Here is a 21870-nt window from a genome sequence, read left to right on the forward strand (position 1 = left end):
AACGTCGGCAAAGGCATCCCAAGTGGCCGGACGAGTCTTGGCGGTTCTGACGGCGGTACCCATATCCTACTGGCTCGGCGACTGTTGACGACGGCTCCCGGCATAACCCGTCAACCTCCCGCACGTCAGCCCTCTTTCAGCTCAAAGTAGCATCCCGGTCAGCACAGGTCGGAACGTCCCGTCTGCGAACAGATTCTGAAGACCAACGGGGGTGGTCACTTTTTTGGCCAAGCGAAAGCAAGCGCCTGGTCGAACAGTGACGATGCCGGGTTTTCGCGAAACCCGTGGTCGAAGGACAGCTGGGACGACACTGCCCAGGCCGCCGTCTACCAAGCCGATCCCGCCAAGGCCGAAGCCATGGCGAAAGCCGCTGGTTCCCGCATCGGAGCCTTGCCTCCGGCCTGATCGTCGCCTCACCCTCAGAGCAACGGAACCCCTCAATTTCAGCGACTGACGCGGACCGCGACTGGCGTGGTCCGCGTCCAGACCGACATGGGAAGCACGCTCGGTAACCAAGCCGGTCTACTACCAGAACCTGACTGACGTCATTGCTGGGCTTGCTACCGCGATTGGGTCCGTGTTCATCGCCCGCGCTGGGACCACTGATCGCCCGTTGAGCGACGGCCGTGACTGGCTAGATCACCTTTATGGCCGACAGCCCGCGCCATGGCCGCCCTCACCTACATGGAAGCCAGCGTGGCGAGCGCATTCCCGTCGTTCTTACCGCAGCAGTTCGGCGTCAGAGATACCAGATCCCGTAGTCGATGTAGGGTGCGCGCTGCATGACATGCTCGGCCGACTCCGAGAAGCCAACCACCATGTCCGCCTTGCTCATGCCAGCGTCGATCGCGGTCGTCCAGTTCCTCAGACCATCGGCGTCCGCCGTGCGGTTCAATACATTCTTGTAGAGTTGCTGGACGAAAGCCTCGTTGCCTAGCGCGCCGTAGCGCGCCTGGAACTCGGCCGAACCGATGAAGCCCTCGGCCATTCCCGTCAGCGACATGCCGGCCTTGTGTCCGTCCGTCCACGCCGCCAAACCACCGGCGTCGGGCAGACTGTCGAAGGCGCTGTCATACAGGCGAGCGACCTCCGCCGCCTTGTCATCGCGAACCCACCAACCATAGTACGTCATTCCCTGGAGGGATCGCCCCTGGTTCTCCGGGGATTCGGAGAATTGAACGAGGGCTTCGTCCCGGCCCATCCCGGCGTTCACGGCGGTCACCCAGTTGGAGAGACCCGTGGCGTCCGCCTCCCGGTGCAGGACGTTGCGGTAGAGGGTGTTGACGAACCCGACGGTGTCCTGGACGCCGTAGCGCAGATGCGCTTCGGCCGACTCCAGGAACCCCTGGGCGGCTTGCTTCAAGGTCAGGGCGCCGCTCTCGACGGCCGTCTTCCAGTTGACCAGCCCCCCCATGTCGGGCTTGCGGTCCAGGGCCGCCCCGTACAGGCGGTGGATCTGCGCCACGACGCCAAGCCAGTCGCTCGTGTATTCGCCGTCGGCGAAGACCTTCCTCTCGACGCTGGTCAGGGAGGTCGAATTGATGCCGAAGCCGATGGTCGATTGAACGGGACTGGGCGAGCTCAAGGTGTAGTGCCTCATTGGCATGGGCGCGTACAGGGTGTCAGCTCCCTCGCCCCCATCGAGCATCTTCACGCCGGTGTCGATGTGGATCCTGTCGTTTCCAACACCTCCCCGCACCCAGTCGTCGCCCTCGCCTGGCCGTAGGACATCATCGCCGCCCCCACCATTTATGATGTCGTTGCCGCGGTAGCCATGGATCACGTCGTCGCCCCCACCACCGGCGATGAAGTCCTTCTTAGAGCTGCCCGTCATCTTGGTCGAGGCGCCCCCGTCCAGGATGATCACCGATTCGTAACCCTCCGATTGGGTGAGCGGCGAGTCCGGGGAGTCCAGGACGTAATCGACCGTGATGTTCGCGTTCTTGGTTCCGCCCAAGCTTGGATATACCGTATTGGTCAGCCGGATGGCGTTCATCAGATCGGACACGCCGCCGTGCTGATCGACCATGCGCGTGAGGCTCTCCACAAGGTCCCTCTGTGCCGTCCTCGCGAAGTTGTCCACGAGTGCGTCGGCGTCCCTGGAACTGATCGTGTCGAAGTTGTTCAACAGGTTCGAATACAGCGTTGTGGCGTTCTGGTGGTAGTTCTGGACGGCGGTACTCGCGTCATAGACCCGCGAGAAAGCGTCCCAATACGCTCCCAGGCCATTCTTGACGGCCACTCCCCGAACGATGTCCTCCGCGGCCGTCTGCATGCCGTAGCCAATGGCGGAGGTGGCGATCTTCACGGTTTGGGATCCGAAGGTCGAGTACGTTCCGGATGAGGCGTCATAGGATCCGGATATTCCCGCAGAGTAACCGGAGTTGGGATTGTAGTTCCAATGATCCGACAGCTCCCCATGATCCAACTCTTGTGGGATCACAAAATCATCTGGAACAGATAGGGTGCTCCATTTTTTTGATGTAAACGTCCAGTTAGCCGTTTTTACTGTATAAGTTTCTGTGTCAAAATTTGGCGGTCGAATAAAAGTGGCTGATGATATCCCAAACTCACCATAATCGTAATAATCTCCAGGACTGTATTTGCCACCGTATTGTTCATATTTTTGATGGAAAGTATTTTGAGACCCAATAGTCAAGCGAGGGTTCCGCCCAGTAAAACTGTAGTCAGATGGCGGTGTCTCCAATAGTGCGACGAACTCCATGGCGTAGTATAGGATTCTGGACATGCTTCCCTCACTCACTGATACGCCCATTGAAAAGAAACGTTATAAAAACTCAATAAAATTTAATATTTATCCTTTTTGGAATAGTTTCTTTTGGTTGGGCTTTGCGATGGGACCCTCGATTGGTATTTGTATTAAAAGCGTTCATTAACCTGCTGACACATAGAAAAAACAATGGCTTATATGCTTTCGGATGAGGTGTTGTCATACGCTTCTGGTCAAACGCGCGCTCGATACCAACACGATCCTGGCCAACGGGGTGAAGCCGGGTGCCCCACCCGCCCAGCCCCAACCGTCAACGGCGACCAGCCGGGCCGCCATGAAGGCGCGGCTCCGCCAGTTTCTCGACCAGGTCCAGTATGACTGATCAGCCAATCCGCGACCCATGCAGCAGAGAAACCACACGATGTGCTCCGAGGCAGTCCACGCGCTGATCCGCTCTCACAACAGCCAAATGCCGTCGTCGATGCGGGGCGCCAGCTTCATCACGTGCTCGGCCGACTCCGAGAAGGCGAGGACAATGTCGGAGCGGTCGACGCCGGCATCCAGCGCGCTCCTCCAGTTGGCCAGGCCGCCGGGCTCCGCCTCGCGGTCCAGGACGTTGCGGTACAAGGTCTTCACGAAGTTCGTGTTGTCGAGGGCGCCGTAGCGCTGCTGGAACTCCGGGGATCCGGTGAAGCCGTCGGCGGCTTGGTCCAGGCCCATCCCCGCCTTGATGGCGTCGGTCCAGGCGCCAAGCCCGCCGGCGTCGGGCAGCCTGTCGAGGACGCTGTCGTAGAGCCTCGCCACCGTGGCGGCGGTGTTGTCGCGGACCCAGATGCCCTCCTCCAGGACGGGCGCCATCCGCTGGATGTTCTCCGCGGACTCCGAGAACCCCACCAGGGCCTCGGCGCGCGTCATCCCGGCCGACATGGCCTTGGTCCAGTTCGACAGGCCTCCCGCGTCCGCCTCGCGGTCGAGCACGTTGAGGTAGAGCTGCTTGACGAAGCCCGCGTCATCGGGCGCCCCATAGTGGAGGCGGAACTCCGTGGAGTCGGTGAAGCCCCCGGCCGCCTGCTTGAGCGTCATGCCGGCCTTCAGCGCGCCGATCCAGTTGACCAGGCCGTCCATGTCGGGCAGACGGTCGAGGGCGGACTGGTAGAGGCGGTGGATCTCCGAGGCGTAATGGTGCGCGTCCTGGACCAACTCCCCATCGACATAGCTGCTCGTTCCAGTGTCCTTTCCCGAGATCCCCGACCTGCTGAGAAGGGCGGTCTTCTCGTAGAGATCCATGGCGTGTTCGGTGTTCGGGAGCCCAAAGCCCGGAATGACCTTCCTGATCGCCTGACCCGACGTGTCGTAATCCCGGACCTCGGTGAAGATCGACAGCAATGCCTTGAGCGTCAATGGCAGGTCGTCGGAATGGGCGAGCTTCCCCAAACCAACCACCCGATCGTCGGTGTGTTCGAAGTGGAACATCCGTGGATCGGGAGCGTGTTTCGGGGCGCCGGGAGAGCCGAAGGTCACGCCGAAATACCTGTCGTCGCCGAGGACGCCGGTCTCCTGCATGAACATCTGGGCCATGGCGCCACCGAGGCTGTGCCCGGTCACGTAGACCTTGGGGATGTTGGTTTCCTGGACATAGTGCTTGATGGCGTCGACCAGCGGCTTGTAACGGTCGTAGTACTTGGAGAACCCCAAGAATTCCAGGCCATCCTCGAAATCGGTGGTGCCCCTGAAGGCGACGGCGAGGGTGGGTGTTCCGTTGACCTTGGCGTAGGAGACGTGGGCCACCACGCCGAATGGATCGATGCTGGTGGCGCCGAACGAGCGGTAGATGCCGTCGCGCATCTCGTACTTGATGCCGTATTCGCGCGTGTCGGTCGCCCTGGGGGACAAGCCCAACTCCTGGGCCAGCATCGGCCGCCATCCGCTGGCGCCATCCTGTGCGGGACTGGTGTCCTTGTATGACCGGTTCGCCAGCTTGGCCAGCTCGTGGTGGACGTTGTTCACCGACACCGCGTTGTCGCCGAACGCCTCGAACCTGACGAACTCGACGTCGGCCGAGATGAGGTCCTTCTCGGTGGTCTTCGTGTTGTAGGCCGACAGCCAGGAAGGGTCCCCCTCGCTGAACGCGTAATCGCTGGGCTTTCCAGACAGGTACACGGTGTCCATGTCCGGCAAACCTCCCTCGCCACCACGGATCTTGTCGTTGCCGGCGTCCCCAGAGATCCTGTCGTCGCCGTCGCCACCGACAATCGTGTCGTTCCCAGGACCACCATGGAAGATCTTGAGCGGATCCCATGACACGGATGGAGTGAGTTGACGCCACGCCGAATGCGGCAAGGTCACGGTATCGTTGCCGCCCAAAGCGTCGTATATGGAGCCAGGATGAGCGTCGACCGCTTCTTTCTGCCTGTCTGACAAGCGGCGGAAATCAACAGAGTCCACGTCGGATGTGAAAAGTGGGTCCGGCTTCGGCTCGTCCGGCGGCGTGGTTGGAAAGCTCTCCGGGGGATGCCAACCACTTGGGACATCCCAACGCGCCCATCTCGAATAGGTCGCATACTCTTTGATGGGTGCGATCTGAGTGGTTGGCGCCCACGGGATCTGGAATTCGGGAAGATAAGAGCCATGCCCATCTTCCGATTGTGGCTCAAAGCTCACCGCATCCAGCGTGTAATACATGAAATAGCGATATCCGGGACCGTATTCACGCTGTAGTTCGAGGCTGGGCGTGATGTATGCCCAGTCCCCATACCATTGCATCATTCCCGCATACTGACCGTTTAGCGTGATCTTGGGCCCTAGCTGAGGCTTTTCCTGGTCGTAGACTTCCCAATTCCCCACGGCCGAGAAATGAAACCAAACCAAAGCCATTCAAACGAACTCCACGGACGCGATAATGTTAGATAATTTTATTAAAAATATCATAAAAAATTTAGAGGGAATTTGGTACTAGGTAAAGGGGTGTCTTCGTCACTCTTCGTGGAAACGACGTCGGGCTGGAGGTTCTAGATCAGTGGTTCGCCTCGATCGCACATCGGTCACATTCGTCGATTGCCAGCCTGACCCTACCGTGCCCCTTCACGGATGACTGGAGAGACACCACAAGTCGCTTGTGCCGTTCGACCAGCATTTTGAAGTCTCTTCCTCGAATGTTCTAGATGGTCATCCCACCGCTGGAGATCTTTTCGGGGTTTCCAGATGCTTATCAATCCGAGCTATTCCCCACACCCTGCCAAAACCTCTCGGCGCGCGGCCGCTCCAACAAGGCGATGCGGCCGACCAGCATGTTCATCCGCCCCGACACGTCCGGCTTTTTGGTGTTTACCGACAGGCATCCATCCAGGCGAAGCAGAACGAGGCATTACGACCACAGGCGTCAACTCGAGCGATGCCTCAGCGCATCGACCACCACCTTGAACGCGGCTGAGTTCTGGCGCTTGCTGGGATAGTAGATGAAATAGCCGTCAAACAGGGGCGACCAGTCATCAAGCGCCAGGACGAGTTCGCCAGACCTGATGTGATCCGCGACGATATTCTCCGGGACGTACGCGATGCCGTAACCGTTCAGCGCCGCGTCGATCATCGCGTAGGAATTATTGAAGGTAAGCTGGCCGTCGACCCTGACCCGTAGCTCCTGCCCACCCTTCGCGAACTCCCAGGCGTAACGTCCGCCGCCCGTGGACTGGCGCATGTTGATGCAGTTGTGTCGGACCAGATCCTTGGGATGTCGCGGCGCGGGATGCGCCGAGAAATAACCGGGCGAGGCCACGGCCACCAGCCGCCAGTCGGGACCGATGCGGACCGCGATCATGTCTTTTTCCACGCTCTCGCCCAGCCGTATGCCGGCCTCGAAACCGTCCTCGACGATGTTCCGGAAACCCGTGTCGAGGCTGAACTCCAGCTTGATGTCCGGATAGTCTTTCAGGACCGGCCGCAGTTTAGGCCAGACCGCTGTCGCGAGCGCATGGTCCGACAGCGTGATCCTGATGCTGCCGGAAGGCTTGTCGCGAAACGCCATGAGCGCCGCGATATCTTCCTCGATCTCTTCGATACGGGGTGCGAGAGACTGCCTTAACCGCGCTCCGGCCTCGGTTAGCCCAACGCTCCTGGTCGTCCGCGCCAGGAGACGGATGCCCATCCGCGTCTCAAGTCGCTTGATCGTGTGGCTGAGAGTGGATTGCGCGATGCCGAGCTTTGCCGCAGCTTTGGTGAAGCTCCGCTCCCGCGCAACCGCCAGAAACCACAGAAGATCATTGAAGTCCTGTTTCGACATGGATTTTTGCCGTCTCGCCTTCATGGATTTATGCTATGCATCGATTAATGCAAACGAATTATAGCCAGTAATCGAAGGCATGGTCACGCGCCATCTTATGGGAGCCCGCGGCATCTGACTTTGCGGGAGCCCCTGAAACCCTGAGGTGGATAATGCACTCGGCCCACGACAAAGCCTTGATCCAACCCGCCACGCCCGCCTGGGGCGCCGTCGCGTCCATGGCGCTTTGCATATCCGCCCTCATCGCCCCGATGGGCCTGTCGCCCGCGATGGCAGGGCAGGTTGCGGGGCCAGAGCTTAGGAGCACGTCTATGCAGATCAAGCGCAACGGAGAACAATCCTCGCAAAAAGGGCCAGACGCGTGGTTTACCGGACAGGTGCGCATCGATCCGCTGCACATGGCCCCGGAGCCGGCGCGCGTGGGCTCCGCCTCAGTCACGTTCGAACCGGGCGCCCGCACGGCGTGGCACACGCATCCCCTCGGCCAGACGCTGATCATCGTTTCCGGCACGGGCTGGGTTCAGCGGGAGGGCGGTCCCGTCGAGGAGGTCCGGCCGGGCGACGTCGTGTGGTTTCCGCCAGGAGTCCGGCACTGGCACGGCGCCACCCCGACCAACGCCATGACCCACATAGCCATCCAGGAGTCTCTTGACGGGAAGGCAGTCGATTGGCTCGAGAAGGTCAGCGACGAGCAGTACGTGCGCTGAAAAGGCTTGGTGAAACCCTCAATCGCTAAGGAAGCCCACACAATGTCCAATGCAAAACGTTTCGAAGGCAAGACGGCCTTCATCACCGGGGCCGCCAGCGGCATCGGCCGTGCGACCGCTGTGGCGTTCGCGGTCGAAGGCGCGCGCGTGGTGGTTACCGATCGGGTCGAGGCGGCTCTGCGGGAGACCGGGGAATCCGTAAAGGAGATCGGCGGCGAGGTGCTGGCGATCGCTTGCGACGTGTCGAAGCCGGAAGAAATCGAGGCCGCGGTCGCACGGGCCGTCAATACCTTCGGCCGCATCGACTGCGCGTTCAACAACGCCGGAGTCGAGAATAAGGCGACGCCGCTTCATGAAATCGAGCTTGAGGAGTGGGATCGCATCCTCGGTATCAATCTACGCGGCACCTTCGTCTGCATGAAGCACGAGATCGCGCAAATGTTGCGTCAGGGTGGTGGCGTTGTGGTGAATACCTCCTCAGGCGCCGGCATCCGCGGCGTCGCGGGCGGGGCATCCTATGCGGCGTCCAAGCACGCGATGATCGGCATGACCAAGTCCGCCGCGCTCGATTATGCCAAGCGGAACATTCGTGTGAACTGTGTCCTGCCCGGCAACATCGCCACGCCAATGATGGACCGCTTCACCGATGGCGACATTCAGAAGGCGATCGACCTGGAGCCGGTCGGCCGCCTTGGAAAGCCGGAAGAGATTGCCGAGGCCGTGCTGTGGATGTGCTCCGACCTAGGCGGCTTCGTGACCGGAGCGTCGGTCGTGGTTGACGGCGGCTGGTCGCTATAGCCGCCCACTCAGCGATCATGGATCAGGAGAAACAGCCGACATGCGAATTCGCCAAATCGCCGCCACCGCCACTCTGGCGATACTATCATCGGGTTCCATTATGGCTCAGGAACGTATCCAAATATCGTCGGAATGGGGGACGTCTCGGCGGAGCTGGTGGACAACGCCGCGGCGCGTTCGCTGATCAAGATGCTGCCGATCACCATCGAGATGAGCGATCACCTCCGCCAGGAGAAGACCGGCAACCTGCCGACACCGCTGCCGGAGGTTCCGCGACAGCGGGACTTCGTGGCCGGCACGCTGGGGCTCTGGGGACCAGACCATTTCGTGATCTACTATCGCGAGGGCCGTGTCCCCCAGCCCGGAATCGTGATCCTCGGCAAGGTGACCGGGGAAGTTTCCATCTTCGACCGTCCGGGTCGGATTGCGGTTCGGATCGAGCACGCCAGCGAGTGAGGCATCTGGCGTGGAGCACGACCACAATCCGACCCGCGGTCCGCAACGCGGCCTTGCTTGATCGTGCGGATCGCCTGGGTCAGGGCATGGCACCGCCGCGTGAGTTCCGCGCTTTCCAGCCGGTCGATGTGGCTGGTCGAATAACTGGCCCTCCCGGTGAGCGTTCAGGCCGATGCCAGATCGGATTTTCTGTTCCGCTGCTACTCAGACTCCTTCAGTGGCGATTTCCGGCACGGCTGACCTTGCTTGTTCCGGGCACCACAGAGGCGTCCGCCTTCCTTCGCGCGCTCTTCTGAAGCATCTGAAAACTTGTCCGAAACCATCAGTCCACCCACGGCAGCGGCAACCCATCCTCCCGGCCCTGCTCGGCCTGGGCCAAGATCAGGTCGGAGCGGATCTTCTCCAACTGCGCGATGCGCCCCAACAGGCGGTCGATGCGCGCCATGACGTCCGGCCGGCGCGCGATGACGTCGGTGGACTTGCTCTCGCCAGCCGTCGTTTGCCGCACCTCGCTCAGCACCATGCCCGCCTTGTTGGTTGGCGAGGCCGGGTCCTCGCCTATGGCGGTGTCCAACTCCATGGCACGTGCCAGCCAGATCTTGCACATGCGGATCTCGGCATCGATGTCGCCCAGAGGGACGGCGTCCCAGCCGGTGGCCTCGTCCTCGGTCAGGGCCCGGCTGTAGAGGTCGTGCGTGCGGTTTCCCCTGGCTCCCTTCGGCGTCTTGCCCCCATGCAGTATGCACCGCGTCCTGCCCGCGAGCGGCGGCTTCTGGCAGGGGGTTCCCCGACGGTTCCGGGCTCCACAAAGGCGCCTCGAAGGGGCTTCCGAAGGATCTTTCATGGGGTATTTCTCAAATTGGCCGTGGCAGCGGGCGGGACACGGGCATCGGCAGCTTTCCACCACCACGGTGCGTCGACGTCCAGATGGTGGCGGCGGCGGCTTGAGGATGGGTCATTGGCTCTCCTCCCGGCCGGTTTCCGGTTCCCCCTGATCGATCACGGCGTCCTCGATGGCGTCGAGCGCGTTCTTGATCCGGCGGGCTTGATCGAGACCGGTGTCACCGTCCGTCCCGGCGATCAGGTCGGCCCTCAGCTTCTCGAGGCTCCCGATCCGGCCGAGCAGGGTGTTGATCCGCGCCATCACGTCGGGCCGCCTCGAGGTGGTGTCGGCGCTCATCCTCCCACCGTCCAATGACCGTCTGATCTCCGCCAGCTCGAAGCCGGCAAGGTAGGTGACGTTGTTCGGGTCGATGGCGATCTCGGCCTCCAAGGCGAGGGCGCGCGAGAGCAGGACGCGGCACATGCGCAGCTCGTCGTCGACGCCGCCGAGTGGCAGGCTGTCCCAGGCGGCCCTCTCCTCGTCGCTGAGATGGGCGGAATACAGTCCGTGCTTGTGGTTGCCGTTCGCCGCCCCGCCGGTCTTGCCCTTTGGCGTCTTGCCACCGTGAAGCCGACACCGCTCGCGGCCCTTCATCGGCCGAACCTTGCACGGTTCACCCAGTCGGTTCTTCGCTCCACAGAGGCGTTTTGGCGGCGTGTTCATGGGGTTGTTCAAAACTGGCTCGGATGGTTTGAAATTCCTGGCGCAAGGAATGTTGACCCAATCAATATGCTATTGCTCATTAAAAATAGAAAGACAATCCTTAGGGCCGTGCTGCACCACCCGGATTGGCAAGTGACCAGAGCTTGGCCTCATGCTCCTCGATCGCCCAATCCCAAGTACGGATGCGTATCCCTGCTCGGTCGTAGAGGTACAGGTCGCGAATGCGTGAAGTCTGGTCGAACAGCGCGCGGGCGTCAGCCTCGCTCACTTGTAACTGTCTGCTCGGTTTGACAAGTCTGTCATCCCGCCCGATCAGGATGCCAGCGGGAATGACCGTCGAATAGGCATCGAGACCGTAACGGTTGCGGAAAGCTCGCATATCGCTAAAATCCGAGGCGTAGTGCAGGAGTTGATTTTCAGCCTTAATGAGTTCCTTTGTCGGCCGAAGCCGGTTCCGATTATTGTCAAATTCATAAAGATAGCACTGCGGCGCTTTCACCTCCCAGACATATGCTGTGATTTTGAAAGAACTTCTCGATACCATGATCCGTGCCGAAACTGTGAAATCCGACTCGCCAAACCTATTGGCTTCTTCCCGCCCGGTCATGACGACATCCCGATATGTCTCAAGACAGAGTGCGTCAGCTATCTCTGCGAGATAGGGCTGGCATTCTCGCTCCGTTTGCCGGGAGTTATCGTAAACGAGGTGGCGTAGGGGACTCAGCGGCTGGCTGGTCATAGAGATTGGGTTGTTTTAGCATAATGCTCCGCCGCCAAGCGGGACGCGAAGACGTGCTGAGTTGCAAGATCGTCCATGTCGCGCACCGCGTCGAACATCAAAAATCTCTCGCCAAAGCGGATCATCAGGAGCAGGTGTGTCGGATACTCCAACACCTCTCCGCCCGGCAAGCTGGTACGGATACTCATGCGTTCAAGAGTGAAGCTGCAATCGGGGAAAAGGTGGAAGATAACGCCCCCCTCGATCGTATTGCCATTAGGATGAGCGATCATGTACTGGTTCTGGTGGAGCATCTCGTAACCATGATGACCTGTGGTTTCCGAGACGCCGTCCAGCGTGTAGAGGTTTGGGTAAGGGGTGCCGTAACGATCGATCCTCTCTCGGACCATACCCTCCTCTCTGCCGGGATACAGCGACAGAACAGCGATATGCTGATCGACATGAACGAGTATCCGGGGGTCGTCGTACAGTCCTTCAGCAATGCGGTCGAGCATGTCGGGCGCGGTAAACAGGCGCCTACGGGCTACATCACGCAACCCTTGCGTGATACGTGGAATGTCAGGCCTAAGATCAATGGCATCATCCAACATGGCAGCACTGTTCCCGGTAAAATCTGCCCCTGATCCAGTTTACATGGCAGTAGGGATCCCGCAAGACATCCTGGTTAGAAATGATCCGCGCATTCCAGTCCCGGTGTTCGTTGCTGACACGCAGCGGAGCCAGAAGTTGTTGGTCAACTCCGACGTTGTGGAGCGCCGGACCTGAGTGACATTGGAATGGAGTGGAAGATCAGTCATCTCAAACAGAAATTATGAAACCCTATGGAAAGAAAAGTATTATTAAAACAAATGTGTAAACACGTACGTAGCTGCATAAGCATTATCAGAGAATATATTTTCTAGGTAAGCCATTTTTTATTTTATTTCATGGAGGTCTCTGTGGTATGTGTTCTGAGCCAAGGGGGTGGATCTTGGCAGTCGTCGTTCGCCAGACCAACGACAAGTGCTTACGCGCTGGAACCCCGTGGAGGCATCACCCTCTGCGGGATTTCCGCTTGAAGTGGTGCGTATTTGCCCGCTCAACGCCATTCAGCCGCACTTGCCTTTGCTCAGATCAGTGATCCGCCGCCTCAGTTCGTCCATCGACATGCTTGGAAGCTTGGTCGCCGTGGCCTGTGCCAACCGCTGGCGAGCGGATGCCAAGCCGCCAATGGCCGCCTGGGCGTCCGCGAGCTGCTTGCCGTTGTCCGGCAGCGGCACCTTCGGGATGTCGTCACGGGTGATCAGGGGCGGGGTATGGCCTCCACCGGCCGAGCCCTCGGGGAGGCTGGTGTCGCCATCCCAGCCACGGGCGCCGGTGACGCCGGCGTTGTTGTTCGAGATCTCGTTGCCACGGCTGGCTATGCTGGTGATCCGATGGATGTTGCGATGGCCGTAGTCATAGCCTATCGCCCCGCGCTTCAGTCCTCATTCACCTGGAAGTAGCATTCCGGAAAAGACCAGCCGGCGCTTCCCCACTCTGCGAACAGACTCTTAAACCACTGATTTCACCTTCCCATACTTCGCAAGGGGCCCTTTGTTTCGATACGCGGGAACCAGCTTGAAACTGGCCTGAAACGTACGCATCATCCATGTTAATGATTTTTGGAGGCGTGCGATGACGTGGCGCTACCAGACCCACAGCAGCGGCAACAAAGACGCTTCAACGCGCAGCGTCGTCGCCAGCACGGCCGCTACCGGCGCTATGATCGGCGCGTTCGGCGGGCCGGTTGGCGCGGCCCTTGGGGCCGGGATCGGCGGCCTTGTGGGGTGGTTCGCCAAAACGTCATCCTCAACGCCAACTTCTGCTCCCACGCCTGCTCCGACGCCGGTCGTTGTCCTCCCACCGTTCAAACATGTCTCGGTCAACAACCTCGACTCGCTGCGCAAGCTGCATGATGACCTCTGGTCCGGCGCCATTCATCCACGCGCTTGTGCTGTGCAGGTAACCGGCCCCATGGCTCAGACCGTGAGCAAAGCCTACAACGCACTCTACAAGGTGCGTGGGCTGCGGCGTCGTGGAGAGATGGTCGCCATAGCGGCCAGCATCGAGGCGACAGCAAAATCCATCGATGGATTTATCAAGCCGTCCGCGTCCAACCTCGTCGCCCCCTTGACGTTTATCGCGAAGGAGCTCGGCGACAGCTACTATCAGGAAGACCATTTCACCGCCGCTCTGTGCCTACCATGCGCCGACATCGTCTGTTCGATTCTTGTTGCCGGCCTGCACCTCGCGCATAACGATGGTGATGTGGTCATGCTAACGGCTGAGGGTCGCAGGAGTTTGCCACCACATCCCTGACCCATTTGCCCAAAACCGTTCCTAAATTCGTAACGTTTTCTTAGCTTTTCCGACTTATTGTTTGCACGCTCCCCTTCGCGAACAAGGTCGAAAACGTGTGCGCCGCCATCCCCGAAGAACCTGACGCCGAACTGCGTCGGGCCGTTTGCCTGTCCCACGACATCTCATACGCGTTCAACCTGCCCCTTTACGACGCTTGGTTCGCCGCTCGCGCCGTCGCGCTGGAGATGCGCCCCGATCTGGACGAGACGGAGATCGGCGGACGCGTGGCGATGATCATCGCGTGGAAGGAAGCCCAAGACGATCTTTCCCTGTCGTGGAAGGGCATCGCCGCCTGAGAGTGGTGGTCTTCTTGGGGGTATCAGGACCTCATTTGGAGGAGGTCACCCAAGAATGTCCTCGTCCTTGACGCGCAGATCCATGAGCCGGCCCACCTGTCCATCCCGGATCGCGGCTCGCTGGATCCGCGCGACGCGTTGCAACATCCGTGCCGCTTGGGCGTGGTTTCCTCCGGCATGCAGCCATGACACCTTGGCGAACATGATCAGACCATTCAGGTGCGCGGTCAGGAGGAGGTTGGGTTCCATTCCAATCCAACACCTGGGGCGGTCAAGAGTCCGGGGCGTTCAGAGGGTGATGCTGGAAAGCGTCATCCGAGGATGTCTTTGTGGGTGATCCTCGGATCCACGTCGTATCCCGCCCGGCGCGCCACGGCCGCCAGTCCATGCATCCGCCCGACAAGTCGGAACACGCGAGCCGCATGAGCGTATTCGCCCGATGGCGAGCGCCAAGACACCTCGGCCAGCATGATCACGCCGTTCAACTGGTCGGCCAGTGATGAGTGATCCTGTGCCATGATTAGGCCCTGTTATGGCTTGATCACTATGCCTATCTATCAGGGATGTCAGAGAAAAGCAGACTTGTTGTGTTGAACGACGATCAATGGGCGGTGCTGGGACCCTTGATCGATGAGTGCCGGCCTCGGGGCAAAACGGAGCCTGTCGCTCTGCGCGAGACGGTTGAGGCGATTGTCTGGCGGCATCAAAACGGTGCGAAATGGCGTAGCGTGCCGCCGGATCTGGTGCCTTGGTGGCGGGCGGCGCAGACCTTCATCCGCTGGAGCCATTTGGGCGTTTGGGAACGGCTTCTCGAACGGGCACAGGAGCGCGGCGTGGACCTGGGCATGGCTTTTCTCGATGGCACCTCAATCAGGGCGCACCACAAGGCGGCGGGGGCACCCAAAAAAGGGGATCTGGAGCACAGCGCGATGTGCGTGAAGCGCTTGGCCGCTCTCGCGGCGGCTATGGCACCAAGGCGTGTGTGATCACCGACGGCGCCGGCCGGGCGATAAGCTTCGCCCTGGCGCCGGGCCAGGCTCACGAGTTGCCGCTGGCCTCCGATCTGGTCGATTGCCTACCCGATATCCCAGGCTGGGTCGTTGGCGACAAAGGCTATGCCTCACACGCGTTTCGCCAGTTCATCTGGGATCAGGGCGCCCGACCGGCGATCCCGGCCAAGAAGAAGGAAGCGCCCGTCGCGTGCCCGGCCTGGATCCACAACAATCGCAACCGTGTCGAGCGTCTGTGGGCGCGCCTCAAGGAGTGGCGCGCCGTCGCAACCCGCTACGAGAAAACCGCAGCCTCTTTCATGGGCGTCCTTTGCCTCGCCGCCGTCTTCGACTGGATCAAGCCAAGCTCTAAGCTATAACAGGGCCTAAAGCGTAGTCCAAACACGGAAACATCCGCGAACGGAAATTGATCCGGATCAACCAGGGCACTTGGACGAAGGCGACCGTCGCGTCGCGGCCCGGGTGACGATCTCCACCGTCCGCTCCCAGGTGACGCGTTCCACCGGCGAGGCCGGCGGGACGAGGTTCAACAATCGCTCCAGGCGGGCGCGTTCATCGGAGACGGCTTGCCTGGCAAGTGACCGTGTGGGCTCCGATAGGCGACGAAGGTTAGGATCATGTCGACGCTCCCACCGTCGTTGGACAGTGGGAGGTGGACGCCGGAGACGCCTCGGACCGTGTCGTCGCCACCCCGGTAGGATGGCGCCGTCAGCCTGGGCGCCCGTGTTTCGATGACCTCCAGCCTATCGGTCCAGAGCGGGCCACCGCGTTCGATATGGCTCAACTCCGACAGGCGCGCGCCGGTGTAATCCCGCCGAGCGCGGGCGACCACTCCCGTCCTGATCAGCCGGTACCGGAAGTCCGGCGGATCGCGCGGGACGTCGACCAGGATGATCCAGGGCAGCAGGCTTGGGATCTCCAGGATGGGATCGAGGTCGCGCCGCGCGGGCATGCTCCGACCGCCAAGCTTGCCTTCTCAATAGGCCAGCCCGTCGCGCGCGAGCTCCGGAACCTCGGAGGGCCTGTGCCGCAGCCCCAGGATGTCGTTGGGCGTTCGGCCGCTCCTGGATTCCGCGTCATCCACGGACGGCTCCCCACCGACGAGTCCGCCACCGCGGACGGATCCGTGTCGGGGTGGTGGCGCTTCCAAAAGTTGACATCAGCATGGGGACCGGGTTTCGGGGATGAGGTTCCGGGTGGGTACGACCAGCGTCACGGCCGGACGCCCACTTGGATCGGGAACCAACTCGGCGCCGATCCGCTCGACGAGCGCGTCGACGATGTCGCTTGGGGGAAGGGCGTCACTGGCCGACCAGGAAGCGTTCCCGACATCCGCGACCCCGATCCTGAGTTCGACGACCCCGGCTGTCTGGTGGTGCCTGAGCCGGACCGTGATCGTGGCGCGCTCCTCCCCACCACTCCCCTCGACGAGGTCGAGCTGGGCGGAGATCAGCTCGTTGGCGATCAGCCCGAGGGACACGGCCGCGTCGACGTCGCACGTGAAAGGGTCGGCGTCGACCTCGATGGAGTCCTCGAACAGAGCCGCCAGCGCGGCGCCGGTCTCCCTCAGATGGCGGGCGAAGTCGATCACGCTCCAGTTGGCGAAGGTCTCCAATTGCTCGTGGATGCTCCCCAGCACGTTCACCGGTTGGCTGACGACGCTCAACCATTGGCGCATCGCTGGATCAAGGCGGCGCCGTTCCAGGTTGAGCAGGCTGATGATGGTCTGTAGGTTGTTGCGGACGCGGTGGTGGATCTCGCGGATCAGGTCCTCGCGTTCGGCCAGGCGTTCCCCGAGCTCATGGTGCGCGCGGCCCAGGGCTTGTTCGGCCTCCACCCGCCGGGTGATGTCGGTTTGGTATCCGACGAAGAAGGCCAGGGTGCCCGCCGCGTCGAGGATGGGGCTGATGTGGATCTCGCTCCAGAAGGTCGAACCATCCTTGCGGTGGTTCAACAGCGTGGCGGTGACCGGGCGGATCTCCTCGATCGCCAAGCCGATCATGGCGCTGACACTCCGATCGGTCTCCGATCCGGCCAGGAAGCGGCAGTTGCGCCCCAGCACCTCGTCGCGCCCGTGGCCGGTCAGGCGCAGGAAGGCGTCGTTGGCCAGGACGATCGGGTTGTCGGGTAGGCGTGGGTTCGTCAGCACCGTCGGCGTATGGGATTGACGAACCACCTCGACCAGAGGCCAAGCCTCCAGGCTGGGCTGGGCATTGTCGACTTGGGGCGGTTCGTCGTCCATGGCTTGCCAATCATGCCGCTCGGGGTGTCATCACCAATGACAACAACACAACAGGCTGGAATGCGTCGCATGCTTTTATCAGCCACCGATAATGGAAGGCGCGGGAGCTTCGGTGACGATTCCTCATGTCAGCAACGCTCCACAGATGAAGGCGAGACCGGAGACGCCGGCGCCGATGGTGAAGCCAAACCATGCTCCATTGCGAAACGCCTGGTCCCGCTGTCGGCGCAGATCCCACACGAGATGCTCCTGACAGCGACGTTGGATCTCGCTGGCGCTTGGATGCGATCGTTGCCGGTTCGCCGTCACCACTCATGCCCCACTGGAAGTTACCAACCGTGCCAGCGTGTCGATCACGGTTCGTCGGACGGGCGTGAAACGGAGCATCGGCGTGATGGTTTCACGGGGTGACGCCATGGAACGCGCGGAAACATCCGCCAAGGCAACGGAGCGGCGGCAAGCCCGCTTCCTGGGAAGGGGTTCCCGCGTCGCCTACCGCGCGACGCGGGGCCACAGCCACCAGATCAGCGCTCCCGCGGCCAGCAGCCAAACCGTCACTATGAAGACCATGCCCGCGCGGCTCATGGGCCTCCCCTCGGCCCTGGCGGCGGCGGCGAGATGCTCCGCCATCAGATCGGGGGGCACCAGCCGTGTGGCCACCATGATCGCGAGAGGTAACAGGATCACCTCATCCAAGTAGCCGACGACCGGGATGAAGTCGGGGATCAGGTCGATGGGCGAGAGCGCGTAGGCGGCGATGGCCAGCGCGAACACCTTGGCGTACCAAGGGGTGCGTGGGTCGCGGGCGGCGAGCCAGAGGGCGTGGACATCCCGCCTGATCACCCGCGCCCATTCCTTGATCCGTCGTGGCATCCGCTCCCCTCACGCGCCGCCGTGACGATGGACAATGGCGGCGCGTGAACCTTCCGCCCACGCGAGCGCCCTCGGATCCTCCTGGATGATGTCGAGGAACTCGTCACCATCATCGCCCATGTAGTCCCGGATCAGCCAGAAGAACTCCAGCTTGGCGAGCACACCGACCAGCGTGTCGGGCGGCGTGTCCAGGACCTCGCCCATGCCATTCCAGAGCCCATGGCGAGGCGGTCAACCCCGCCCACGACGATTGTCCCAGACGTCCGATGCCGGATCGTCGACCGGCATTTCCCGCAGGGCGCAGGCGCAAATCACATCGGCGCCGACGGCGAAGCTGTTCCACCGTTCACGGGTTAGTCGTTCCCCGAGCATGAGCAGGCGGCCAATCAAGTATTGACCCGCCGGACGCATCGCCACGGGCACGCGCCGCGCCCCTGAACCATGATCCATGACATCCCACTCCCTTCCAAGCCTTGGCGACGGCCCCGCCGATCAAGCGGAAACCGCCTGGAGGTGGCGGGCCGGCGTGGCGGCGGTCTCGGCGCCAAAGCCGTTGTTCATGGCCCAGATGGCGGCCTGGGTGCGGTTGTTGACGTCGAGCTTGCGCAGCAGCGTCTTCAGGTGGACCTTGATGGTCGCCTCGGTGATGCCGAGCCGGTTGGCGATGGCCTTGTTGCTGGCGCCGCCGACCAGCGACTGGAGGATCTCCCGCTCGCGTGTCGTCAGCCCCCGGACCCAGTTCGGCGGCGACGGCTGGCTGGTCATGTCCATCAGCATGGCGGCGAGGTTGGTCGGGAACACCTTCTCGCCCAGCATGATCAGGTGGAGTGACTGGACCAGCGCCTCGGGAGAGACGCTCTTGGTCAGGAAGCCGTCGGCGCCGCCAGCCATCGCCTGGCGCAGCAGGTCGACCGAGACGTCGTCGGCCAGCACGACGATGCGGGCGGCGGGGTGGGCATCGCGGAGCCGCTGGAGGTCGGCCGCCTCCTTGATGGCCTGACCCGTGACCACCAAGGCCGGCGTGGCGCCGTCTGTGGCGGCGCCCTCGATCGCCAGATCCATCGTGTTGAACTCCGCGCCGACCGCGAACTGGGTGCCGGCCAGCAGTTGCTTCAGTCCCTCGCGGAACAGCCGGTTGGATTCGATCAGAACGGTGCGGGTCGAGGTCATGGCGGGGTCTCTCCAAAAGCGGTGTTGATCGAACCTCGCCCAGGTCCGAACCGGTGGACCATGGCGCGTTCGACGTCGCGTTGGAGGGATACTGCCCGTAAAATCTTGAGCAATAAAGATAAAATTAATACTATATAAAGAGTAAATCGGCTTATGAGTTCCGCTTGACCGGCATACGCCGCTTCGCCCCATCGGCGGCATCGGTTGGCTGGCGACGCCGTATCACGCCTCGACGTGTGGGTTTTGTGTGCGGAAGTTGAAAATCTCCGCTAGCCCCACCACGCGCTCCATGATCATCTCCCTGGAAGTTGTGACCAAAATGTCCTCGATCATGCCGTGGCCGATGAGGGTCCGGAGGATCTCACCCCATGTGTCCTCGACCCAATCCAAACGCCCCATCGCTCATCTCCAGCCAATACAACGCTGAACCTAACAGGGACGGGTGAACGAACGGTTGAGGATCCATGCCGCGAACCGCCGTTCGCACACCGTTGGGGCTGGTGTCCTTATCCATGGGGGAAACGCGTTTCGCGTCGCGTTCCGCGAAGCGCCACGATCCATCAGGCCGTGAGCGTTTCCATCGGCTCTCATCAGGCTCCACGCTCATGGTATGGTTTGATCCGTGGACTGTTGATTGGGACGGATGGGCATCGCCATGGGCATGAGCGCCTTCAAACTCTTTCTGATCCTCGCCGTCATTGGTGTCCTATTCCTGCCAACGCTGATCCGCCGATCACGAGGTGTGCCGATGATCCTGGAGCGGTTCAGGGCGCGTGCCTCCGGAGAGGACACCGCTGGGAATGGACACGCGGCCGCGTCACCATACATCTTTGGGCGGGCCGCCAGACCAAGCATGGCGGAACGTCTTGGCGCAACGTTGGCCCGTCTGAACAGCCGGGTAAGATCGTGGAGGGGATGAACGCCGGACATCCATTGGGATCCGCCACGATGTCCGAGAACAGCCGTCGAGGACCAAGCCGCGACGAACATCGCCTAGTTAACTAAATTTTTATTCGATAATGGATAGTTTCCCGGCGTGATAACCATCCCGGAGATGATCCGTCATGCCAGCCACGTTGGTCGCCGAGCCCGATCTCCCATGCTTCGGGATCCCACAGGCCGAGGTCCTGTTCGGCGGGGGCGTCGACAGGGTGGGAGCGTACAACCACGAGGTCGGCGACTTGGTGACCATCCTGTGCGGGCTGCTCGGCTTCGGCGCTGGGGAGACCGGGCGCTGGCGGGAGGCGGCCGCCCTCCACGACCTCGGCAAGCTCTGGATCCCGGCGGGGATCCCGCTCAAGCGGGGTTCCTTGGACCAGGACGAGGTGTCGATCATGCGGGATCACGTGGTTCTGGGCTACACGCGCCTGAGGCACCATGACCGCCTGGCTGCGGAGATGGCCCTGTACCATCACGAGAACCATGACGGCACCGGATACCCGTTCGGCCTCGCCGGCGAACACATTCCGGTGAGCGCCCGGGTGGTGCGGTTGTGCGACGTCTACGACGCGCTGCGCGCCGTCCGGCCTTACAAGAAGGGGATGTCCCACGAGGAGGCCATGGGGATCATCCTGTTTGGCGACGACCGGATCCAACCTGGGATGTTCGATCCGGAGCTACTCCGCCTATTCGCGCTCCATCACCAGCGGTTCGCGGCGTGCCTTGACGGTTGACGCTCCCAACGACCGGATGCTTTGTTGGTTCCGAAGCGAATGCGTTTCGCATCGCGAAATGCGACGGACCAAACTGAGGCGCCTCAGTCACGGGCGCTGATCCGCGTCGCCATGAGATCACCCTCGGGGGCGATAACCCCCTCAAAAACTTTCAGGCCGTCCAAATACCTAACCTTTATGCGTATACCACTAGAAAACTGTAATTTTATCGGAAATGTGCAAGAAGAAGGCCGCCTCACAGGAGGCGGCCTAAGTCTAGGGAGGAAACGCCCGAAGAGGCGTCGCGGCATCTCTACCGCACTGCGCAAATTGCATTGGGGTGAACTTGGTTCCAGAGGAAATGGGGGCGGAAATGCCTGCATCCCTTTTTCCACGGCGCCGTCTGATTTCGGAGGGGCGTGCCATCGAGCATGGCGACCGGCTTCAGCGCGCTGAACGTCGAGCATGGTCGCGGGGAACCGCCCGCGGCATCGCGAGGATGGGCGGACCGGGCTTGATGCCCACATCCGAGAGACAAACTTCGGGGCTCCTGGGACCGATCGCGTCGATCCGAGAGTCACACTCATGGCAACAGAAAGCGCCGCGCCCGGCTCATCTCCAACTCGGCGATCGTCGCCTTGGCGAGAACAACCAGATCCTTCCGGTCGGTGTCTGGAAACAACGGTGGGGCTTCATCGATGATGCAGAAGGAGCCGATCGCCTATTGTTTGTGGATCAGGGACGCGCCGGCGTAGAAGCGGATCCGGGGCGGCCCGATGACGAAAGGGTCGTCCATGAAACGCGGATCGACGCGCGTGCCCTCGACCACGAGAACCTGCCGCCGCTGGATGGTATGGACGCAGAAGGCGTGCTCGCGCGACGTCTCCCCAACATCCAAGCCAGCCTTGGCCTTGAACCACAGGCGACTTTCGGCGACCAATGAAATGAAGGCGGTTGGAACCATGAAGCGCTGACGGGCGAATTCCACAAGT

General features: G+C 61.6%; 25 protein-coding genes and 1 pseudogene. 7 read left to right on the plus strand and 19 right to left on the minus strand.

Annotated elements, in window-relative coordinates:
* Positions 1 to 739 precede the first annotated feature (739 nt).
* The 4 genes and pseudogenes from N825_RS37310 to N825_RS32585 form a co-directional block, all read right to left on the minus strand.
* Complete coding sequence (locus N825_RS37310) at positions 740 to 2308, minus strand: DUF4214 domain-containing protein (protein ID WP_198039014.1); 1569 nt, start codon at positions 2306 to 2308, stop codon at positions 740 to 742.
* A gap of 879 nt (positions 2309 to 3187) precedes the next feature.
* Positions 3188 to 4900, minus strand: a complete 1713-nt coding sequence (locus tag N825_RS32580) for a DUF4214 domain-containing protein (RefSeq protein WP_245613300.1) — start codon at positions 4898 to 4900, stop codon at positions 3188 to 3190.
* Between the two features lie 24 nt (positions 4901 to 4924).
* Positions 4925 to 5605: pseudogene (locus N825_RS40585) on the minus strand (hypothetical protein); the annotation flags it as partial.
* Positions 5606 to 6110: 505 nt separating this feature from the next.
* Positions 6111 to 7007 (minus strand): LysR family transcriptional regulator, encoded by an 897-nt coding sequence (locus tag N825_RS32585; protein WP_037460967.1) that lies wholly within the window; start codon positions 7005 to 7007, stop codon positions 6111 to 6113.
* 311 nt (positions 7008 to 7318) lie between these two features.
* Here N825_RS32585 and N825_RS32590 point away from each other — a divergent pair, with 311 nt between their 5' ends.
* From N825_RS32590 to N825_RS32600, 3 genes are all read left to right on the plus strand, one after another.
* A complete protein-coding gene (locus N825_RS32590) occupies positions 7319 to 7714 on the plus strand; it encodes a (R)-mandelonitrile lyase (RefSeq protein WP_037461007.1) in 396 nt (131 codons plus the stop codon).
* Between the two features lie 42 nt (positions 7715 to 7756).
* The gene (locus N825_RS32595; RefSeq protein ID WP_037460968.1) at positions 7757 to 8512 is read left to right on the plus strand and encodes an SDR family NAD(P)-dependent oxidoreductase; all 756 of its coding nucleotides are present in this window, start codon (positions 7757 to 7759) and stop codon (positions 8510 to 8512) included.
* 132 nt (positions 8513 to 8644) lie between these two features.
* The gene (locus N825_RS32600) at positions 8645 to 8968 is read left to right on the plus strand and encodes a cyclophilin-like fold protein (RefSeq protein ID WP_198039016.1); all 324 of its coding nucleotides are present in this window, start codon (positions 8645 to 8647) and stop codon (positions 8966 to 8968) included.
* 322 nt (positions 8969 to 9290) lie between these two features.
* Here the strand turns inward: N825_RS32600 and N825_RS37315 are convergent, their stop codons facing one another.
* The 5 genes from N825_RS37315 to N825_RS39400 all read right to left on the minus strand — a co-directional run bounded on the left by N825_RS37315 (position 9291) and on the right by N825_RS39400 (position 12512).
* The gene (locus tag N825_RS37315; RefSeq protein ID WP_051513878.1) at positions 9291 to 9812 is read right to left on the minus strand and encodes an HGGxSTG domain-containing protein; all 522 of its coding nucleotides are present in this window, start codon (positions 9810 to 9812) and stop codon (positions 9291 to 9293) included.
* A 111-nt stretch (positions 9813 to 9923) separates the two neighbouring features.
* On the minus strand, positions 9924 to 10514 hold the full coding sequence (locus N825_RS32610; RefSeq protein WP_281174393.1) for an HGGxSTG domain-containing protein: 591 nt from the start codon (positions 10512 to 10514) through the stop codon (positions 9924 to 9926).
* 100 nt (positions 10515 to 10614) lie between these two features.
* A complete protein-coding gene (locus N825_RS32615; RefSeq protein WP_157619703.1) occupies positions 10615 to 11121 on the minus strand; it encodes a hypothetical protein in 507 nt (168 codons plus the stop codon).
* 128 nt (positions 11122 to 11249) lie between these two features.
* On the minus strand, positions 11250 to 11843 hold the full coding sequence (locus tag N825_RS32620) for a hypothetical protein (RefSeq protein WP_037460972.1): 594 nt from the start codon (positions 11841 to 11843) through the stop codon (positions 11250 to 11252).
* A 498-nt stretch (positions 11844 to 12341) separates the two neighbouring features.
* Complete coding sequence (locus tag N825_RS39400; RefSeq protein WP_157619704.1) at positions 12342 to 12512, minus strand: hypothetical protein; 171 nt, start codon at positions 12510 to 12512, stop codon at positions 12342 to 12344.
* A 397-nt stretch (positions 12513 to 12909) separates the two neighbouring features.
* Here N825_RS39400 and N825_RS32630 point away from each other — a divergent pair, with 397 nt between their 5' ends.
* Both N825_RS32630 and N825_RS32635 read left to right on the plus strand, forming a co-directional pair.
* The gene (locus N825_RS32630; protein ID WP_037460977.1) at positions 12910 to 13593 is read left to right on the plus strand and encodes a hypothetical protein; all 684 of its coding nucleotides are present in this window, start codon (positions 12910 to 12912) and stop codon (positions 13591 to 13593) included.
* 95 nt (positions 13594 to 13688) lie between these two features.
* Positions 13689 to 13931 (plus strand): hypothetical protein, encoded by a 243-nt coding sequence (locus N825_RS32635; protein ID WP_037460979.1) that lies wholly within the window; start codon positions 13689 to 13691, stop codon positions 13929 to 13931.
* A gap of 45 nt (positions 13932 to 13976) precedes the next feature.
* On the opposite strand, the gene N825_RS32640 is transcribed toward N825_RS32635, so the two are convergent.
* Together N825_RS32640 and N825_RS32645 are read right to left on the minus strand one after the other, a co-directional pair.
* Positions 13977 to 14180, minus strand: a complete 204-nt coding sequence (locus N825_RS32640) for a hypothetical protein (protein ID WP_037460981.1) — start codon at positions 14178 to 14180, stop codon at positions 13977 to 13979.
* 62 nt (positions 14181 to 14242) lie between these two features.
* Positions 14243 to 14449, minus strand: a complete 207-nt coding sequence (locus N825_RS32645; protein WP_037460984.1) for a hypothetical protein — start codon at positions 14447 to 14449, stop codon at positions 14243 to 14245.
* A 69-nt stretch (positions 14450 to 14518) separates the two neighbouring features.
* Here N825_RS32645 and N825_RS32650 point away from each other — a divergent pair.
* Positions 14519 to 15300 (plus strand): IS5 family transposase gene (locus N825_RS32650; protein WP_157619705.1). Its coding sequence is split into 2 segments (ribosomal slippage): positions 14519 to 14840 and positions 14840 to 15300, totalling 783 coding nucleotides; the frame shifts between segments, so codons are not numbered across the junction.
* A gap of 167 nt (positions 15301 to 15467) precedes the next feature.
* Here the strand turns inward: N825_RS32650 and N825_RS32655 are convergent.
* The 7 genes from N825_RS32655 to N825_RS39410 all read right to left on the minus strand — a co-directional run bounded on the left by N825_RS32655 (position 15468) and on the right by N825_RS39410 (position 19625).
* Positions 15468 to 15893 carry a PAS domain-containing protein gene (locus N825_RS32655; RefSeq protein ID WP_037460988.1) on the minus strand — a complete coding sequence of 142 codons (426 nt, stop codon included), beginning with the start codon at positions 15891 to 15893 and terminating at the stop codon, positions 15468 to 15470.
* A gap of 207 nt (positions 15894 to 16100) precedes the next feature.
* A complete protein-coding gene (locus N825_RS40865; RefSeq protein ID WP_051513883.1) occupies positions 16101 to 17183 on the minus strand; it encodes a PAS domain-containing protein in 1083 nt (360 codons plus the stop codon).
* Positions 17184 to 17675: 492 nt separating this feature from the next.
* The gene (locus N825_RS32665; protein WP_037460991.1) at positions 17676 to 18056 is read right to left on the minus strand and encodes a YkvA family protein; all 381 of its coding nucleotides are present in this window, start codon (positions 18054 to 18056) and stop codon (positions 17676 to 17678) included.
* Between the two features lie 9 nt (positions 18057 to 18065).
* The gene (locus N825_RS32670; RefSeq protein ID WP_037460993.1) at positions 18066 to 18260 is read right to left on the minus strand and encodes a hypothetical protein; all 195 of its coding nucleotides are present in this window, start codon (positions 18258 to 18260) and stop codon (positions 18066 to 18068) included.
* A 27-nt stretch (positions 18261 to 18287) separates the two neighbouring features.
* The gene (locus N825_RS39405) at positions 18288 to 18506 is read right to left on the minus strand and encodes a hypothetical protein (RefSeq protein WP_157619706.1); all 219 of its coding nucleotides are present in this window, start codon (positions 18504 to 18506) and stop codon (positions 18288 to 18290) included.
* A 42-nt stretch (positions 18507 to 18548) separates the two neighbouring features.
* Complete coding sequence (locus tag N825_RS32675) at positions 18549 to 19226, minus strand: LuxR C-terminal-related transcriptional regulator (protein WP_037460995.1); 678 nt, start codon at positions 19224 to 19226, stop codon at positions 18549 to 18551.
* A 222-nt stretch (positions 19227 to 19448) separates the two neighbouring features.
* Positions 19449 to 19625, minus strand: a complete 177-nt coding sequence (locus N825_RS39410; protein ID WP_157619707.1) for a hypothetical protein — start codon at positions 19623 to 19625, stop codon at positions 19449 to 19451.
* A gap of 665 nt (positions 19626 to 20290) precedes the next feature.
* On the opposite strand from N825_RS39410, the gene N825_RS37320 reads away from it, so the two are divergent.
* Entirely contained in the window at positions 20291 to 20899 is a 609-nt protein-coding gene (locus tag N825_RS37320) for an HD-GYP domain-containing protein (protein ID WP_051513886.1), read from the plus strand.
* 700 nt (positions 20900 to 21599) lie between these two features.
* Here N825_RS37320 and N825_RS39975 read toward each other — a convergent pair.
* A partial coding sequence (locus tag N825_RS39975) for a GAF domain-containing protein (protein ID WP_198039017.1) occupies positions 21600 to 21870 on the minus strand: 271 nt, incomplete at its 5' end.

The organism is Skermanella stibiiresistens SB22, from assembly GCF_000576635.1.
GTDB classification, from domain to species: Bacteria; Pseudomonadota; Alphaproteobacteria; order Azospirillales; family Azospirillaceae; genus Skermanella; species Skermanella stibiiresistens.

What these genes read in the sequence shown, in the direction of transcription:
- N825_RS32580 (WP_245613300.1), bottom strand. Translation starts at nt 4,900, where the DNA reads ATGGACACCGTGTACCTGTCTGGAAAGCCCAGCGATTACGCGTTCAGC.
- N825_RS32585 (WP_037460967.1), bottom strand. Translation starts at nt 7,007, where the DNA reads ATGTCGAAACAGGACTTCAATGATCTTCTGTGGTTTCTGGCGGTTGCG.
- N825_RS32590 (WP_037461007.1), top strand. Translation starts at nt 7,319, where the DNA reads ATGCAGATCAAGCGCAACGGAGAACAATCCTCGCAAAAAGGGCCAGAC.
- N825_RS32595 (WP_037460968.1), top strand. Translation starts at nt 7,757, where the DNA reads ATGTCCAATGCAAAACGTTTCGAAGGCAAGACGGCCTTCATCACCGGG.
- N825_RS32600 (WP_198039016.1), top strand. Translation starts at nt 8,645, where the DNA reads ATGGGGGACGTCTCGGCGGAGCTGGTGGACAACGCCGCGGCGCGTTCG.
- N825_RS37315 (WP_051513878.1), bottom strand. Translation starts at nt 9,812, where the DNA reads ATGAAAGATCCTTCGGAAGCCCCTTCGAGGCGCCTTTGTGGAGCCCGG.
- N825_RS32610 (WP_281174393.1), bottom strand. Translation starts at nt 10,514, where the DNA reads ATGAACACGCCGCCAAAACGCCTCTGTGGAGCGAAGAACCGACTGGGT.
- N825_RS32615 (WP_157619703.1), bottom strand. Translation starts at nt 11,121, where the DNA reads ATGACCGGGCGGGAAGAAGCCAATAGGTTTGGCGAGTCGGATTTCACA.
- N825_RS32620 (WP_037460972.1), bottom strand. Translation starts at nt 11,843, where the DNA reads ATGTTGGATGATGCCATTGATCTTAGGCCTGACATTCCACGTATCACG.
- N825_RS32630 (WP_037460977.1), top strand. Translation starts at nt 12,910, where the DNA reads ATGACGTGGCGCTACCAGACCCACAGCAGCGGCAACAAAGACGCTTCA.
- N825_RS32640 (WP_037460981.1), bottom strand. Translation starts at nt 14,180, where the DNA reads ATGGAACCCAACCTCCTCCTGACCGCGCACCTGAATGGTCTGATCATG.
- N825_RS32645 (WP_037460984.1), bottom strand. Translation starts at nt 14,449, where the DNA reads ATGGCACAGGATCACTCATCACTGGCCGACCAGTTGAACGGCGTGATC.
- N825_RS32655 (WP_037460988.1), bottom strand. Translation starts at nt 15,893, where the DNA reads ATGCCCGCGCGGCGCGACCTCGATCCCATCCTGGAGATCCCAAGCCTG.
- N825_RS40865 (WP_051513883.1), bottom strand. Translation starts at nt 17,183, where the DNA reads ATGGACGACGAACCGCCCCAAGTCGACAATGCCCAGCCCAGCCTGGAG.
- N825_RS32665 (WP_037460991.1), bottom strand. Translation starts at nt 18,056, where the DNA reads ATGCCACGACGGATCAAGGAATGGGCGCGGGTGATCAGGCGGGATGTC.
- N825_RS32670 (WP_037460993.1), bottom strand. Translation starts at nt 18,260, where the DNA reads ATGGGCGAGGTCCTGGACACGCCGCCCGACACGCTGGTCGGTGTGCTC.
- N825_RS39405 (WP_157619706.1), bottom strand. Translation starts at nt 18,506, where the DNA reads ATGGATCATGGTTCAGGGGCGCGGCGCGTGCCCGTGGCGATGCGTCCG.
- N825_RS32675 (WP_037460995.1), bottom strand. Translation starts at nt 19,226, where the DNA reads ATGACCTCGACCCGCACCGTTCTGATCGAATCCAACCGGCTGTTCCGC.
- N825_RS39410 (WP_157619707.1), bottom strand. Translation starts at nt 19,625, where the DNA reads ATGGGGCGTTTGGATTGGGTCGAGGACACATGGGGTGAGATCCTCCGG.
- N825_RS37320 (WP_051513886.1), top strand. Translation starts at nt 20,291, where the DNA reads ATGCCAGCCACGTTGGTCGCCGAGCCCGATCTCCCATGCTTCGGGATC.